Below are 15,668 nucleotides of genomic sequence, written 5' to 3' on the forward strand. Positions count from 1 at the left end.
AAGGCTCTCATTATTTATTTTCATAATGTTCAATCATTCTTTTTAGTTTCTCTGGTAGATAAATATAAATTTCATTAGCATCATCAAAGTACCCATCACTAATAGCTTCTTCCCAATATTGCCTTGCTTCCTCATAGTAAGGTAATTGTAATCGTCTGTAAAAATCTATCCATTTTCGGATATCTGCTACCATTGTCTTATACTCTGGCATATGATATGGTCCAGGATCAAGTAATGCAGTTAATTCAACTATTCCTCTCTCTCCAAGAAAACTCTCTAAGTCTGAATCTGAATCATATTTATAGCATCCATCTCTATTGTGTTTTTTTGGTGATGCTGAAAAGTGATGTACAATTACAAAGTCGTCAATTTCTTGATTTAAATTTCTATTCCATTGTACATATCCGTCTTTAGGAGATTGAATAACTTCTCCACAAACATCACATATCCACTGCCCTAATGGTTTTAATTTCAAATATACCATCTCCCCTCTATTTCCAATATTCTCATAAAAATAAAAATTCCTGCAACCAGGGGAATTTAAGTCTGCTAAAAAAGAGACATATCGTCTATTTTTCCACACTATGCTAACTGGCTAGCTTCTTTCGTGGTTAAGAATCATCCCATTAATATATTTTATTGTCCGAGTTAAAATCCCTCCTATATATAAGGTTGAAAATGGCCAAAATGCCAATTCCTAAACAAAGGCGATCCCGAAGGCTTATTTTATATCATGTTACTTAATGGGGGTTTACAACCCATCTAATTGCAAGCTCTAAGCATTCCTCTATTGTATCTCCATCTTGCCACGGATAGGTGGCCTCTGCCCAAACCTTGTATATCTTTCCGCCTATTTCGAATTCAACCCTTTCCTCATAGTCAGCATAGTATTGTGGAATAGCTCCGCTTTTTATATTATGAGATGCAGTTATTTTAACCTCGCGACCATCAACCATGTTTAAAACTATAGAGTTTGAGCTTATACCCCAAATTTCTGCAACTTCAGGGTATACGTCTTTTTTAATATTTATCGGCAAAACAATCTCCTCCATGATATATTTTAGAAGTCCATATATGTCCATCCATGTAGTTTGTATACTTCCATATACTTCTTTATATCAGCTTCATTATCCGAATCAATTTCAAGCATATGTAAAGTAACTAAACATTCATCCCTTTGATAATTAATACTAACTTGAACAACTTCATGTTCACACGGATCTTTAAATGCACTATCACTAATGAAGTCACCTTTACAAGGAATTATGCTTGACTCAAATTCTTTATATACTGGTCGATAGGTTCTTGGCTTGCCTTTAAGTAATATTTGTTGCATTAACTGAATTTTCAAATTATTCACCTCCTTTTAATTTCCATAATTCTCCATAAATATTGAATTTCCTGCTTATATGAGATTTATATCTGTTAAAAGGGAGACATTATCCGTCTATCTCCCTTTTAACAAAACAAGTGAACTAATTCAATTGAGTCCTACTTATTCCACCATATGAAACCTCGGTATGATGGTTTATTCTTTTTAAATTCATTTATCTGGTCATTTAGCTTCTGAAATTCCTTGTCATTAGTAATATCGGCCTTTTTAGAAACTAAGCTCATAATAGCTTCTTCATTCATTTCAGGGAAGAATCCTGAATAAAATAACTTGTGAGAAATTAAACTTTTCCTTTCTTCGTCAAGCCTTTCAGCCTCTTCTATCAATTCCCTTATATGTTTGTCCAACTCATACTGCCTCTTCAATCGTTCAAGACGTTCAATACATTCTTTCCTATATTCACCTGCTGCAGCTTTCAGCAGTACTTCTTTGTCCTGCATACTAATTGAATTATTTGCCTTCTGCCGACGGTATGCCTCATTACGTCCGGTTATTTCAATAAGTTCAGTATTTAGGTTTTTGATTTTACTTTCGCTATATTCTTTACCTGTCAGCTCTGCCTGAACCTGCTTATCAAACTCTGAATCAAGTGATTTCTGCAATGCTGCCTTTTTACTTTCCAACTCTTTAATCTTTTTACTGATAGTAGCCTCTTGTTTTAAATATTTTTCTTTTAGATCTGATAATAGTTTTTCAAACATTTGTCTTTCCCCTTTCACTTTTAAATAAAAGCTATTTAATCTTTGGATAAATACATTACTAACAAAGATTATTTCGTTATCAACTGCTGCATTATTTACGTTTAGCTCCAGCAGCAATAATGTTTAAATAGATCTGTCCAATTTAGTGCTACCCTTTACATTCGTCACAGATCTGCTGCCGTTAGATCCTTTAACAATGGAATTAATACCATTATTGAATGAATTTATTTTTCCGATAAGAACAGAAATAACGGATTCATCATTCACCGGTATTTTTTTTTACAAATATCAAGAATTTCTTGGTACTGCTCTGGAGTTTTCTTAAAATCTTTTAGTTTCTTATTTTATAAACCATCCATGTTCTATAAAGTTCCTTGATTTCTTCTTCGTTTGTCCATAGCAAATCCAATTGCTCTTACCTTAGCTGATGTCGTTTTACTCTGCTGCAAAATATCATTAATATCAGTCTCATCAGTAACAGATATATTTCGTTGTCCACACATCCTTTTAATTTCCTCGTATTGTTTTGGATTGTCTCTATATTCCTTAAGTTTCATATTGTACACTCTCCTTTAGATAAAAAATATTAATCTATGTAAAGCGAAATTCGGTTCGCAAACCTCTGCCTCCTCATGGAGAAGGACTTATATTTTTACAACAGCTTTAATTTAGCAACCACTCCTTTATTAATCGTCTTTATCATCGGTATATGGTACCCAAATAACTTCCCTAGGAATTTTAACATTCATCGTAAGTTCTGAGGCTCTCCAGTGTGACGGGTTATAATATTCCTTAATCTCATATGCGACTCCCTTTAATTCGGTTCTCCAACGGAGTAATACTACAAGCCTCTCTTTGATTTTTTTGCAATTCGGATCCTTAGCCGGATCTGCGGTGTTTAGTTTAAGAGTTTTAAAAACTTCGTTCAGTTCTTGTATTCTTGCTGTCAAAAGATCAATTGACTCACAGTATTGCTGGTAAAGTACTTTCATATTTGGATAATAACTTACATCATAGCTAGCATTTATATTGGATCCCTTGCTTTTATGAGAAACCTTTTTACTCTTACTCATTGCTATCCCTCCTCAGGTCCTGTAGAATATAATTGGAGCTGGGCCTGAAGAAGGTCCTTTTTTATTGTGTTGATATATCTTGCCACTTCCGAATTTTTGTACCTTTTTGAGGTATCTTGATTACCTGAAAATAATACTCCAGTATTCGATTGAAACAATACTATTTTCTATAGTTTAAGAGTATTTCCATCGTATAAAAATTTGAAATGACTTAAGCAATTTTTAGGAAGGAAGTGCCTGTAAATTTTGTAGTCATACTTTTGAGATTTCGGGGTTCGCGAGCCCCGCTAACTTTTTTAACTGGCTGGAAGTACCTTTTATACCATTCCTTCTGCTTTTTCTTCTTTTTCTTTAATTATGTAACCGTGATTATCCTCTGTCAGCACCCTACAGTGGCTCTCTGCATGACCACCGAGTGAAAGAATTCCATGAATGTGGGCCATACCACAATATGGACACATAATCTTCACTGTATGTTTTTTTATCTCTATTGGATGTACCACTGGATAGCCGTCCTCCTGTTCCTTCTCAATGTATTCAATACCAGCAATATAGTGCATCAACCTGTCTAGCTCCTGGGCAAACTGATATGCTGCCGGTAATTTCATATTGATATCTGTATGCCAGCCTATGTTTGGATTTCTTGTGCTGGTAGCGATATGCTCCTTAAATTTTTCGATAATCGCATTAACACTAGAATACAGAATATCTTTTATCTCTTTATCCGGATCCGTTCGTACACTTGAAAAGTTTCCGATTATGCGAGCTGAATTCCGGTAAAATAACACCGTCACACATGGCACATTTAAAGAAGTGCACTGCTTAAGGAATTGCTTAATATCGGATCCTTTTTCTATCGTTCTTAACATGTCTTTTCTCCTTCCTCTTATTGATTCTACATCTGCAGTTTCTAATGACTATTTTTTGAAGCTTTTTATACTTCAAGTAATGTTTTCAAAATGGTCAATTTTATATAGTCCGTATTCATCGAAACCTCCATTTTATTGTGGATTATTTTTACTTGTGACACCCTGTGATAACCTTTCTCTAAATTCTCCTATAAGAATCAAGTCTATAGAAAAATTAAGAGATTAGCCGTCACGGTTGTCACATTTTACATTCTTTTTCTGGTAGCAGCGTCAAGCTCATCATCATCGAGAATGCTAGTTTGCTGATTTAAGAAACTTATGTTGCTCTGTATTTCTGGATTTATCCTAATACCTATCCACCGAGTACCATACCTACTATGCTTTTTTTCAAAACCCTTATCCTTGAGTGCTTTAGCAAACTCATTCGAACTTCGTCGATACTCATTGTTTTCCTGACACCATTTGTCATATGTAGAAAATAATTTACTTCCGGATTCTTCGAATTGATCAAGGTCACAACAGTCACAAATAAATCTGCTCAGCCAGTCCTCTCCTGCAGCATAATCTTCCGTTGATTGTTTTACTGCAGTTGGTATTTGTATGTGATAATTATTTTTGATATATGCCGTGGCTCCTTCAATAATCCATGAAAGGATAGCATCAGCATCGGCGTTGTATAGTACTCCGGCAAAATCTTTAATCTGCCTTTTACCTTGTATGTTCGCCCTGAAAGGTACTACCATTATTCGCCTCCAAGTTCCAGTATCGTTACTGCCTACTTTAGGTAAATGGTTTGTTGAAAGAATAAGTGTATGTGATGGTAAAAAAGAACGCTCCTTTTGGTACAACTCACGGCCGGTAATTGGATCCGAACTAGCCAGCCTCTTCAACATTGCTCCTGACAGTCTACGTCCTTCTTCTGTCTCAAAAGCAGTGACAAAGCGTTTCCCTTCAATTGATGTAATACCAACCGGCTGTTTACCGTCTCGCTGACTCATTAATACTTCCGGATTGATTTCACCTGCATAAGTTCCAAATACTCTTGAAATGCAATTTAAAAAAGTGGATTTCCCATTTTGGCCTGAGCCATAAAATATACACATTCCTTCGTGATAAACCTTGCCGATGGCAGCCATCCCACAGATCTGTTGAAAGTATCCTGCAAGCTCCGGATCATCACAAGTAATCTGTTTCAGAAAATCACTAAACAGCTTAAACTTTGCTCCTGGCCTATATGCAGCATTTGTTATTTTGGAAACATATGAAGCGGGTTCATGTGGGTATAGTTTACCGGTCCGGAGATCAACAATACCGTTCTGGCAGTTTAATAAAAACGGATCCGAATCAAATCTGCTTGAATTTACAAAGAGGTCTGATTTACTAAGCTCTAAAAAGCTTTTTATGCATTTTTCACTTTTAGCTTTTATAGTGTCCCGGTAAATGGCTTTTGCTCGGTTCAGCTCGTCCTCACCCACAGCTCTTACCACCATATGATTAGCTTCAGTTATCATATCCGGTACCAATGCTTTTGCAAGTTGTAAAACCTGCATTTCGGCACCGGAAGCCCACTTCTGTCCGTCCCATGAATACCATTCGCGTGCCTCGCGGTGCCAGGCAACAGTATCTGCATAACGCTTTGCAAAAATCTTACTACGGCCCAGGTCGCTGGTTGTATCCTCGCCTTTAAAAATACTTCCCTGTGGCTCATCAACAACAGGTCCGTAAAGTTTGTCATATCCCAAGTCAATATCCGGAGGCTCTGTTGGAGATGCTACTATATTTTTATTCTTGGGCTTGGCAGGCGTATAGACCTCAGTGGTATCATTAATAGCTCTCCGGATTGTTATCTGGCCATAAGTAAGAGGACCACGGTGTTCGTCCCATTTATCCCGGTATATAGATGATTTCCGGATAATGTTATCCATCATTTGCTCGTTTTTGCCCGTCCAGAAGGCCAGTATGTTGCATATGGCTAAGTCGGCTTCTGATTGACTGTTATAGTTTGTACTCCAGCTGCCGTCCATAAGTGATTTAAACAGGTAACCGTTCTTTGCATTAAGTGCTTTGTCAATAAGCTCATCCTCTGACATATCCGATGGGACAATTGGGGTAGCTGACACCAATTTTTTATTTGATTTAGGAAAAGACAAGTACCTTTCATGTACAATGGCTAGTTCCTTAGTACGCTCTTCTATTGTGGAATGTCCATCATCTATTATGTTTCCCGTCATAATAAAAAAGCGACCATGTTCATACATCTCAACGGATCCTTTCCGGCGTTTCCCCTCCGGAAGCTTTCCTGTGCAGATAATATGAATACCAGTTCCGCTCTGGCTTATTTCGGTATAACTATCCAGAGTAGAAATAATATCTTTGGTCACTTCATTTAATGATCCTGTTTCAGGATCTCTGCACTTGTCAAGGTCCACACCCAGAATACCGTTTCCATTAAATATAAAACCTATTCCTGAGTAATTATTACTACTTTCTACTTTTTCAATTGCCTTATCAAATGTACTCCATGTATCCGGTTGATTAGGCATTGCATTTCCAAAACTGTTTGGATTTTTAGGAACTTTGGTATATTTCTCACCTCTATTCTCAAGCGTCCAACAGACCCATTGCCGCTTCTCCCTAAGCTCAATCGGAATATTATGCCAATTTGACATTTCCCCCACCGCCTATATTCTTCTTATCTGACCATATTGCTGAGTTTTTTCATCTACTTGATCAGGCGGACTATTCAACCACGTTTCAAGAGCATCAAGATTGATGATATATTTTTTGCCTGCGAGATGACATTTGAATTTGCCTTTTCGAATTATCTCCCGTAAAAACCATTCGGTCACACAGGTACCTGGGTCTTTTTCCTTATAGTACTCGGCTACCTGCTTGATTGTACGCATACGTGCTGCCATATAAACTCCCCCTATCATACACAATCAATGTTTATACAATCACATCTTTTTTCTCTAAAGATCTTTTTAAAAGCCAATCATTTACAAGCTGACTTGAAAAAACATACTTATGTCCAATTTTTGTACAAGGCATATCAGTTTCCTTCATGAGCTTATTGAGAGTTGGATTCGAAATTCTTAACATTTTTGCAACTTCCGACTTAGTAAGGAGACTTCTTTGTGTAAGCATTATAACAACCCCTCTTTTTAATTATTAGTTTATATTCGTTTAAACTATTAGTTTAATGATATCATATTTTCTCTAAGTTTCAATATCTTATTGTAATTTTTAGTTGTTTAATGTATATTATAGTTAAATTAGTAGTTTAAGATTGGAGTGAGCTAATGGTAGTATTTTCAGAAAGATTAAAAAAACTTCGAAATAGATATAATAGAACTCAGACCGATATAGCAAATGTTTTAGAAATGACCCCACAAAATTATTCTGCATATGAAAAAGGCAGAGAGCCGCCATACGAAGTTTTAGTGAAACTTGCCAAATATTTTAGTGTAACAACTGATTATTTGCTTGGTCTAAGTGACTTCGATTCTTACAATACTGAAGTTCTTGAAGATAAGATTGTTATAAATATTGAACCTGAAAAAAGTGAACTGAATTTATTTAAATTACTACCGGAAATATTCGAATTACCTTCTTTTATCGAATTCTTTAAAGCTATATATATTTATGTGTCAACTGAAGATCGAGAGCTTAAAACTCCGACTCAAGATTTAATAGTATCAAGGGATTACGGTATAATGGCTAATTTTAGAATAAATGATAGTGATAAAGCCAGGGAAATTATACTTGGACCTTTTGTTATTGATCTTCTTAATGACATGAAATTTGAATATAATCGTAACATGCGTAAAGGTCGAGGAGACTTAATAAATGATAATAACTTAATTGAAGATTAAGTTATCTATGTGTCCAGCTTTTGTCCTACCTTTGGCTAATCTTTTGTAAAAACTTTTTGAATGAAAAAGCTGAGGTTTAACCCCCAGCTTTTTCATTTTGCTCTTCTTTTTTGAAAAATAAATTCTGCAATTTATCAGCTGCCTCCTTATCCGGCCGCTTCAAAAAATGTGAGTATATATTTGTTGTAGTTGTAGCCTTACTATGACCTAATCTCCTGGCGGTAGTTTGGACGTCCACACCGTTTCCGATAAGTAGTGAAGCATTCGTATGACGTAAGCCATGGAACGTGAGTATTGGAAGATTATTTCTCTTACGGAAGCTACAGAACCATTTTGTAATAGTGTTGGGATTTATAGGTTTTCCATTCCACTGTATAAATAACCTTTCGCTTTCCTTTCCTTCATCGTCCTTGTACCACTGATCTCCGCATTCAAGCTTTTCAGCATTCCACCAAGCCTTATATGACGATAGGATATCCATCACCAATTTAGGCATTGAAATTACTCTTTCGCTGCTCTCATTTTTTGTTGCCTTATCAAATGTGCCTATTCCCGGTAAATACTGGGATGCTTTTCCTATTCTTATAAGATAATTCTCAAAATCAATATCTGACCAATCCAGACCTGCTAATTCTCCAAGCCTGCATCCGGAATACAAAGTAACATATATCATTGTTTTGTATTTCAATGGTTCATTTTCTAAGAGCTGCAACATAAGCTCCGTTGTGTCCTCGTCATAATGTGGAGCTTCCTTTTTCTTGACTGAAGGAGGATTTGCACGTCTAGCCGGATTATCAAAAAGTACCTGCCATTTTACAGCTGTAGTCAAAATGCTCGAAATTAACCTGTGATGATGTTTTATTGTCTGGTCTGATAGTTTCCCCTGTCCACCTGATTTATTGAAAATAACGTCCATTTTAACGCTTAAGGCCTTGCTTATTAATTCAGCAGTGTGGAATGAAACTGTTCTTCCAGAAAGGCAGTATTTTAATGTTCTGATATCCACTTTCGCAACCTTGGCGAAATCATATATTGAAATGTTATTCTGACTTATAAGTTCCTTCAGCTTATCCTTTGCAATCCACTTACCATCCTTTTTAATCCCAGACTCCTTTAAATTCCTGTAAAACTCATTTAAATGAATGGCTTGTATTTCACTTAATTTTTTATGACCCAATGCAGGAATTATTCTACCATTGAGCATTTCGTTGTATCGTGCCAATGTCTTTGGTTGAAGATTTGGTCCGCAATCCTCAAGCCATTTTTTAATAAATTCTGCAAATGTTATTTTTCCACCATCCAAATAAGTTCCGTTTTTTACTTCAGCTTCAAAAAGAACACTCTGCTTTTTTAACTCTTTTTCTACTTGCTTTGGAGTGAGATTAGGATCCAGAGTAATCGTCTTTGTTTCTTTTATTTTTTTATGTTCCTGGTCATAACCATTGCATACAATAATCCTGTAAGAATTTTCTCCGCGTTTTTCAATACTGGCCATAAATAACCATCTCCTATTTACATAAATCGTAGGACCGTTGACTGTAACTATCTCTTTTTCTGGGTACTATTTGGGTACTACATAGTACCCAAATTACCCAAAATTAACTTAAAAATAATATATAACACAAAGCATCAACTGTCAAGAGCCTTGTTTTAACTATATTTAACGTACATGGTCAAAGGTTAACAAAAATCTATCATCCAACTCCAAAACCGTCGGCTGCGGGTTCAAGTCCTGTCTCCCCTGCCAAAGAAAAGCCTAGAACCATAATGGTTCTAGGCTTTTTGCATTACTAAAAAAATCGTTGATTTTTATGAATTGGGGAAAATATTAGTTTCAAACTCCCCTTGCCTCCGGAGGCCAAATAAATTTGTGAATCTGAAGGCTTAACCTCACATTTAATTTGTATTCCTCAAAATACGCATTATTTTCCTTTAACCAATTAACTATTTCAATGGCATCTAATTTCCCAAAAACAGGAGAGAAATTAATAGTAATGCCTGTTTGAGACAGAATATTTCTATGTCCCTTAATGATTTCAAATGCGAATTTCAAATCACTTCGGCTGCCAGCTATGAATTTTATTTCATCATCTGTACCTAATAATTTGAAATTCTCATTATATATATTAAAATTTGACATTTCGGAGTCAGGACATTTGACATCTAAAGCATAGTTTAGCTTTAAAACATTAGTCTCTTCTGAAAAATCATTTAATTCGGCCTTACTATACAAAGGACAGCTCCCGTTAGTCTCAATCCTTACCTTAAATCCTTTCAAAGCTAGATATAAAGGAAGATACCTCTTGACTTTATTTAATTCAAGGGGCTCTCCTCCAGTACATAAAACATTCTTGCAATTATAGCTTTCTAGTATATTAACAACCTCGTTTGGTTTAAGTACCTGAATATCATTTCCAAATTCATTGTAACTATACTTAGTATCACAATAATTGCACCTCAAATTACAGCCAGCCACCCTTACAAATGTCATAACTGAGCCTGCAGTTATCCCCTCGCCGGAAACACTGTTAAATATCTCAATAATAGGTATCCTACTCTGTTCAAATTGCTGTAGATTCATACTTATACCTCTCTGGTAACTTCAGCAAAGCTTGTGGTAGTTTCCCATATTTTTATTTTGTCAACTACAATATCACTATCGGCAAATTCTTGAGTTAAATCATTAAAAAAACTTGCTGCCATTTCCTCAGCAGTAGGTCTATATTTAACTGTTGCAACTTTTTTGCCGCTGCTCTTTAATAATTCAGCTATCTGACGCTCTACAGGATCATTCGTATCACACCAGAACATAAAAGCATGATCTAAAGGCTCAATTATTTTTCTCTGAACTATTGCTTTAAGGTCAGAAAAGTCCATTACCATTCCATCTGAGTGAAGAGTGTCTTCAAGTACTCCTTTATTTCTTCTCGATATCTGAACCTGCATTCTATATGTATGACCATGTAGGTTACTGCACAATCCCCTGTGGTTTGATAACATATGCGCCATATCCCAAGAAAATTCTTTAGTTATTGATATTTTACCCAATCATTTCTCTCCTAACTTCTACATAATATTATATCTTCAATTTCTTCGCCTAAAGTCCTATATATTTTATCGGATCTTTTTCTCCAGCCTCTTTAAATGCCTTTAATCTCAGTGAACAACTGTCACACGTCCCGCAAGCCAATTCTTCCCCACGGTAACAAGTCCATGTAAGACCATAGTCTACTCCCAGGCTAATACCTAACTTTATTTCATCTGATTTAGTCATACTTACCAGAGGAGCATGAATTTTTATTTTCTTACCTTCTTCTACAGCACATACTGTACCTAAGTTAATAGCATTTTCCATAGCATCAATAAACTCTTGTCTACAATCCACATATCCCGAATAGTCAACCTCACTTACTCCAATAAATATATCTTGCGAACCGATTACCTCCGCATAAGATGCCGCAAAGGATAAAAATATCATATTTCGTGCAGGAACATACGTTATTGGAATTTTACCTTTATTTGTACTACTATCGGGTACACTAATATTAGTATCTGTTAATGCAGAGCCACCCCAAGCATCCATATTTGTATTCACAATAATATGTTCTTTAACACCAGCTTTTTCTGAAATTATCTTAGCACATTCAAGCTCTTTATAATGCCTCTGACCATAATTAAAAGATATAGCATATACTTCGTATCCTTCTGATTTTGCTATGTATAAAGCTGTTGTGGAGTCCATACCTCCTGATAATAAAACGACTGCTTTTTTCAATGTTACCAATCCCTTTCATATTTTAAACCTGCAATATTAATAATTTATCATTTATATGTATTAATTTCAAATTATTATCTATAATCATTAGTTATTAACTGTAATTTGAATATAGACCGAGTTTACATTAAATAAACTGCATGAAAAATAGGCCACCTCAATTAAATTTTTCTCAGTATAACTTTGTTATACACATCTGTTACCGAAGAAAATTTTATTAAAATGACCTTTTTAAAATAATTTTTTATGAATTTGAATACTCCAGATTTTAAGTAAATGTCTGATTTCTCTGTTAACGGTAGTAAAGTTAAAATGTCATGTTTCTACTTGAATATTGTGCTTGTCGGAAAAATTTGCAGAACACAAAAAAGACAAGGTTATGGAAGGTCAAGTCAACATAACTGCTCTATACGGCATTGCCTACCAAAATTAAGATTCTGGTAGTCCTTACTACCGTATAACAAGAAAAATTTTTGTTGCGAGGAGGATGTCATTCTAAGACTGATTAAACATAATCATCGAACAGAAATGAGTAATTTTAAGAAAATATCAAAATTACATGAATTATTATAGCACCGAAAATCCCATAAATCAATAGTTTTGTAAAAAAATATACCATATCTTATTTATTACAATAATTTCTATTTTATGACATAATACACTATTATTCACAATATAATATTATTTATTTACATAATTTGCGTTATATTTTTAATTAAACTCCATTCCAGTACTATTGGCTACATATAATTTTTGATTCATATTTTAATCAATAATGGATATAAATTAATTTCTTCACACTTTTCTATATTTTCAAACCTTACATAAACTTTTATTTTCCATGACTTTGCGATACTCTTTGTCGAACTTTCTCTGTCAATGTCGCGTGCATGCACATGCACATAAACAAAGCCTCAAGCAATGAACTTGAGGCTTTCATATAAATCTGGCAGAGACCTACTTTCCCGGGCCGTCTCCAGCCAAGTATTATCGGCACTGAGATGCTTAACTGCCGTGTTCGGTATGGGAACGGGTGTGACCATCTCGTCATTTCCACCAGAAGATTTATTAGGTACTTTGTACCTTCAGAACTGACTAATGTTATTCTTCTAAGAAGATGTGAAGCTCTCTCATTTCTAGTTTTAAGACCTTCTACTTTTTTGATACCTGTTTCTTTTGGGTCAAACCCTCGACCTATTAGTATCAGTCAGCTTAACACATTACTATGCTTACACTCCTGACCTATCAACCATGTAGTCTACATGGGGTCTTACCTATTGCTAGTGGGATATCTCATCTTGAGGTGGGTTTCACGCTTAGATGCCTTCAGCGTTTATCCCTGCCGAACTTGGCTACCCAGCTGTGCCATTGGTATGACAACTGGTGCACTAGAGGTTCGTCCATCCCGGTCCTCTCGTACTAAGGACAGATCCTCTCAAATATCCTGCGCCCGCGACAGATAGGGACCGAACTGTCTCACGACGTTCTGAACCCAGCTCGCGTACCGCTTTAATTGGCGAACAGCCAAACCCTTGGAACCTGCTACAGCTCCAGGATGCGATGAGCCGACATCGAGGTGCCAAACCTCCCCGTCGATGTGGACTCTTGGGGGAGATAAGCCTGTTATCCCCAGGGTAGCTTTTATCCGTTGAGCGATGGCAATTCCACTTTCATACCACCGGATCACTAAGCCCTACTTTCGTACCTGCTCGAGGTGTCTCTCTCGCAGTCAGGCTACCTTATGCCTTTGCACTCGCTGTGCGATTTCCAACCGCACTGAGGTAACCTTTGGACGCCTCCGTTACTCTTTGGGAGGCGACCGCCCCAGTCAAACTGCCCACCTGACAGTGTCCCTAGACCAGCTTATGGTCTCAGGTTAGAGTTCCAGTACTTTTAGAGTGGTATCCCAACGTCGACTCCATGATGGCTGGCGCCACCACTTCTCAGTCTCCCACCTATCCTGTACAAAAAATACCGAAACCCAATATCAAGCTACAGTGAAGCTCCATGGGGTCTTTCCGTCTAGTCGCGGGTAACTTGCATCTTCACAAGTACTACAATTTCGCCGGGTACGTTGTTGAGACAGTGCCCAAGTCATTACGCCATTCGTGCGGGTCAGAACTTACCTGACAAGGAATTTCGCTACCTTAGGACCGTTATAGTTACGGCCGCCGTTTACTGGGGCTTAAGTTCATGCCTTCGGGTTTCCCCTAAGCAATTCCCGTAACCTTCCAGCACCGGGCAGGCGTCAGCCCCTATACTTCATCTTTCGATTTAGCAGAGACCTGTGTTTTTGATAAACAGTTGCTTGGGCCTATTCTCTGCGGCCTCAATCTCTTGAGGCACCCCTTTTCGCTAACTTACGGGGTCAATTTGCCGAGTTCCTTAACAACGCTTCTCCCGCTCGTCTTAGGATTCTCTCCTCACCTACCTGTGTCGGTTTGCGGTACTGGTACCTTTAATCTGGATAGTGGTTTTTCTCGTCAGTGTGGAATCTGTCACTTCGGTACTTGTTTTCCCTCCGCATCACGTCTTCGAAACATCCGGCGGATTTGCCTACCGGACTATCTACCCCGCTTGCACGATCTTTTCCAGCTGATCGCTTGACTTATCCTCCTGCGTCACCACCTCTCTCATAACGATTAACGGTAGTACAGGAATTTCAACCTGTTGTCCATCACCTACGCCTTTCGGCCTCAGCTTAGGTCCAGACTTACCCTGGGCGGACGAACCTTCCCCAGGAAACCTTAGGCTTTCGACGGTAAAGATTCTCACTTTACTCTCGCTACTTATTCCGGCATTCTCACTACTGTCTCGTCCACAAGTCCTTTCGATCTTGCTTCAACCTACTACAGTAAGCTCCCCTACCACCCTCGTACATCCAATACTACTGCTAACGGTACAAGTTTAGCTGTATGTAATTTGACGAAATGTTTTGATTTATTTTTCATTTGTTACATTTCGTGAAATTACCTCTTCGCTTCTTATTTCATTTAGCAATACTATTGGATGTACGCTGATCCATAGCTTCGGTACACAGTTTAGCCCCGGTAATTTTCGGCGCAGGCTCACTCGACTAGTGAGCTATTACGCACTCTTTGAATGAGTGGCTGCTTCTAAGCCAACATCCTAGTTGTCTTAGCAAACCCACATCCTTTTCCACTTAACTGTGATTTTGGGACCTTAGCTGATGGTCTGGGCTGTTTCCCTTTTGACCATGGGACTTATCTCTCATAGTCTGACTCCCAAGTAACATCATTACGGCATTCGGAGTTTGATAGGGTTCGGTAACCCGGTAAGGCCCCTAGCCCATTCAGTGCTCTACCTCCGTTTGATTTTCCCTTGAGGCTAGCCCTAAAGCTATTTCGGGGAGAACCAGCTATCTCCGAGTTCGATTGGAATTTCTCCGCCACCCACAGCTCATCCCAGACCTTTTCAACGGTCATGTGGTTCGGTCCTCCACGAGATTTTACTCCCGCTTCAACCTGTCCATGGGTAGGTCACCCGGTTTCGGGTCTATAGCATGCAACTTCTCGCGCTTTTAACACTCGGTTTCCCTTCGGCTCCGTACCTTCTAGTACTTAACCTTGCTGCATACAATAACTCGCCGGACCGTTCTACAAAAAGTACGCTGTCGAGCTTTAACGCTCTTCAACTGCTTGTAAACATAGGGTTTCAGGTTCTCTTTCACTCCCCTCCCGGGGTTCTTTTCACCTTTCCCTCACGGTACTGCTTCACTATCGGTCACCAGTTAGTATTTAGCCTTGGATGGTGGTCCACCCTGCTTCCCACGAGGTTTCACGTGCCTCGTGGTACTCTGGATTCTAGCCTGCCTCTCAACATTTCGCTTACGGGACTTTTACCCTCTATGGTCTCAGCTTTCCAGCTGCTCATTCTGCTATGTCTCAAGGATCATTATGCTAGTCCTCAACCCAAAAGATATTGCTATCTTTTGGTTTGGGCTCTTCCGCTTTCGCTCGCC

Annotated in this window: 15 protein-coding genes and 2 rRNA genes; 1 reads left to right on the forward strand and 16 read right to left on the reverse strand. The window is 37.7% G+C overall.

From position 1 onward, the window contains the following. Nucleotides 1-10: 10 nt before the first annotated feature. The 10 genes from K412_RS0120120 to K412_RS0120165 all read right to left on the reverse strand — a co-directional run bounded on the left by K412_RS0120120 (nt 11) and on the right by K412_RS0120165 (nt 7,183). The gene (locus K412_RS0120120) at nt 11-475 is read right to left on the reverse strand and encodes a hypothetical protein (RefSeq protein ID WP_157833863.1); all 465 of its coding nucleotides are present in this window, start codon (nt 473-475) and stop codon (nt 11-13) included. Between the two features lie 265 nt (nt 476-740). Continuing rightward, a complete protein-coding gene (locus K412_RS0120125; protein WP_024834761.1) occupies nt 741-1,037 on the reverse strand; it encodes a hypothetical protein in 297 nt (98 codons plus the stop codon). A gap of 23 nt (nt 1,038-1,060) precedes the next feature. Then, nucleotides 1,061-1,351, reverse strand: coding sequence for a hypothetical protein (locus tag K412_RS0120130; protein WP_024834762.1), 291 nt, complete (start codon nt 1,349-1,351; stop codon nt 1,061-1,063). Between the two features lie 140 nt (nt 1,352-1,491). Next, nucleotides 1,492-2,094, reverse strand: coding sequence for a hypothetical protein (locus K412_RS0120135; protein ID WP_024834763.1), 603 nt, complete (start codon nt 2,092-2,094; stop codon nt 1,492-1,494). Nucleotides 2,095-2,456: 362 nt separating this feature from the next. Next, nucleotides 2,457-2,651 carry a hypothetical protein gene (locus K412_RS0120140; RefSeq protein ID WP_024834764.1) on the reverse strand — a complete coding sequence of 65 codons (195 nt, stop codon included), beginning with the start codon at nt 2,649-2,651 and terminating at the stop codon, nt 2,457-2,459. Between the two features lie 129 nt (nt 2,652-2,780). After that, a complete protein-coding gene (locus K412_RS0120145; RefSeq protein ID WP_024834765.1) occupies nt 2,781-3,167 on the reverse strand; it encodes a hypothetical protein in 387 nt (128 codons plus the stop codon). Between the two features lie 317 nt (nt 3,168-3,484). Beyond that, a complete protein-coding gene (locus K412_RS0120150) occupies nt 3,485-4,036 on the reverse strand; it encodes a hypothetical protein (RefSeq protein WP_024834766.1) in 552 nt (183 codons plus the stop codon). 245 nt (nt 4,037-4,281) lie between these two features. After that, a complete protein-coding gene (locus K412_RS0120155; RefSeq protein ID WP_024834767.1) occupies nt 4,282-6,705 on the reverse strand; it encodes a phage/plasmid primase, P4 family in 2,424 nt (807 codons plus the stop codon). A 12-nt stretch (nt 6,706-6,717) separates the two neighbouring features. Next, nucleotides 6,718-6,954 (reverse strand): MerR family transcriptional regulator, encoded by a 237-nt coding sequence (locus K412_RS0120160; protein WP_024834768.1) that lies wholly within the window; start codon nt 6,952-6,954, stop codon nt 6,718-6,720. A gap of 31 nt (nt 6,955-6,985) precedes the next feature. Next, nucleotides 6,986-7,183 (reverse strand): helix-turn-helix domain-containing protein, encoded by a 198-nt coding sequence (locus K412_RS0120165; RefSeq protein ID WP_024834769.1) that lies wholly within the window; start codon nt 7,181-7,183, stop codon nt 6,986-6,988. Nucleotides 7,184-7,338: 155 nt separating this feature from the next. On the opposite strand from K412_RS0120165, the gene K412_RS21580 reads away from it, so the two are divergent. Next, entirely contained in the window at nt 7,339-7,911 is a 573-nt protein-coding gene (locus K412_RS21580; protein ID WP_024834770.1) for a helix-turn-helix domain-containing protein, read from the forward strand. Nucleotides 7,912-7,987: 76 nt separating this feature from the next. On the opposite strand, the gene K412_RS0120175 is transcribed toward K412_RS21580, so the two are convergent. From K412_RS0120175 to K412_RS0120200, 6 genes are all read right to left on the reverse strand, one after another. After that, nucleotides 7,988-9,406, reverse strand: a complete 1,419-nt coding sequence (locus K412_RS0120175; RefSeq protein ID WP_024834771.1) for a site-specific integrase — start codon at nt 9,404-9,406, stop codon at nt 7,988-7,990. A gap of 339 nt (nt 9,407-9,745) precedes the next feature. Further along, entirely contained in the window at nt 9,746-10,492 is a 747-nt protein-coding gene (locus tag K412_RS0120180) for a radical SAM protein (RefSeq protein ID WP_051461071.1), read from the reverse strand. A gap of 2 nt (nt 10,493-10,494) precedes the next feature. After that, nucleotides 10,495-10,959 carry a 6-pyruvoyl trahydropterin synthase family protein gene (locus K412_RS0120185; RefSeq protein ID WP_024834773.1) on the reverse strand — a complete coding sequence of 155 codons (465 nt, stop codon included), beginning with the start codon at nt 10,957-10,959 and terminating at the stop codon, nt 10,495-10,497. 49 nt (nt 10,960-11,008) lie between these two features. Further along, complete coding sequence (gene queC, locus K412_RS0120190; protein ID WP_024834774.1) at nt 11,009-11,686, reverse strand: 7-cyano-7-deazaguanine synthase QueC; 678 nt, start codon at nt 11,684-11,686, stop codon at nt 11,009-11,011. A gap of 944 nt (nt 11,687-12,630) precedes the next feature. After that, nucleotides 12,631-12,747, reverse strand: a 5S ribosomal RNA gene (gene rrf, locus K412_RS0120195). Between the two features lie 116 nt (nt 12,748-12,863). Continuing rightward, a 23S ribosomal RNA gene (locus K412_RS0120200) occupies nt 12,864-15,668 on the reverse strand; the annotation flags it as partial.

Source organism: Ruminiclostridium josui JCM 17888 (genome assembly GCF_000526495.1).
In the GTDB taxonomy this organism is placed as follows: Bacteria; Bacillota; Clostridia; order Acetivibrionales; family DSM-1351; genus Ruminiclostridium; species Ruminiclostridium josui.

Coding starts and splice junctions, on each gene's coding strand:
- K412_RS0120140 (WP_024834764.1), bottom strand. CDS start 2,651: ATGAAACTTAAGGAATATAGAGACAATCCAAAACAATACGAGGAAATT.
- K412_RS0120175 (WP_024834771.1), bottom strand. CDS start 9,406: ATGGCCAGTATTGAAAAACGCGGAGAAAATTCTTACAGGATTATTGTA.
- K412_RS0120180 (WP_051461071.1), bottom strand. CDS start 10,492: ATGAATCTACAGCAATTTGAACAGAGTAGGATACCTATTATTGAGATA.
- K412_RS0120155 (WP_024834767.1), bottom strand. CDS start 6,705: ATGTCAAATTGGCATAATATTCCGATTGAGCTTAGGGAGAAGCGGCAA.
- K412_RS0120145 (WP_024834765.1), bottom strand. CDS start 3,167: ATGAGTAAGAGTAAAAAGGTTTCTCATAAAAGCAAGGGATCCAATATA.
- K412_RS0120150 (WP_024834766.1), bottom strand. CDS start 4,036: ATGTTAAGAACGATAGAAAAAGGATCCGATATTAAGCAATTCCTTAAG.
- K412_RS21580 (WP_024834770.1), top strand. CDS start 7,339: ATGGTAGTATTTTCAGAAAGATTAAAAAAACTTCGAAATAGATATAAT.
- K412_RS0120165 (WP_024834769.1), bottom strand. CDS start 7,183: ATGCTTACACAAAGAAGTCTCCTTACTAAGTCGGAAGTTGCAAAAATG.
- K412_RS0120135 (WP_024834763.1), bottom strand. CDS start 2,094: ATGTTTGAAAAACTATTATCAGATCTAAAAGAAAAATATTTAAAACAA.
- K412_RS0120160 (WP_024834768.1), bottom strand. CDS start 6,954: ATGGCAGCACGTATGCGTACAATCAAGCAGGTAGCCGAGTACTATAAG.